This window comes from Blautia hansenii, from assembly GCF_013304445.1.
Lineage (GTDB): Bacteria > Bacillota > Clostridia > Lachnospirales > Lachnospiraceae > Blautia.
This window is the reverse complement of the sequence record NZ_JAAITA010000075.1, coordinates 1-311: the sequence shown is the minus strand read 5'-3', so window position 1 is coordinate 311 and position 311 is coordinate 1. Positions and strand designations below refer to the sequence as shown.

Genomic DNA, 311 nt, shown 5'->3' with positions numbered 1-311 from the left:
GTATGCGGTTGCCATTCATAATGAGCCAGCCAGCGTCCTTGTTTTCCTCTGCCAATCGTCTTAACTTGTTTTCTCCGATACGGAAATATTTTGACGCTTCTTCAATGGTAAGGGTGTATTTTTCCCATACGGGAATATCGTTGTTATTCATCAGATACCCCCTTTCCCATGTTTCGTGTCATATTGGATATAAGGGATAAGGTCGGTGCGGTTTATCCTCTGTAAATGGGCGGTTAATTTACTGGAAAGGGAATTACTGTATCTTGCCTTATCAAGCATAGTTCCCACTTTTTCCAGTCCACCTAATGCGT

The 311-nt window shown here is 42.4% G+C and carries 1 protein-coding gene and 1 pseudogene; both read right to left on the bottom strand.

Going from position 1 to position 311, the window contains the following annotated elements:
- On the bottom strand, nucleotides 1-151 hold a 151-nt coding region (locus G5A70_RS15575; RefSeq protein ID WP_161171205.1), incomplete at its 3' end, for an excisionase.
- A pseudogene (locus tag G5A70_RS15570) lies at nucleotides 151-311 on the bottom strand (replication initiation factor domain-containing protein); the annotation flags it as partial. The gene G5A70_RS15575 and the pseudogene G5A70_RS15570, both read right to left, overlap by 1 nt.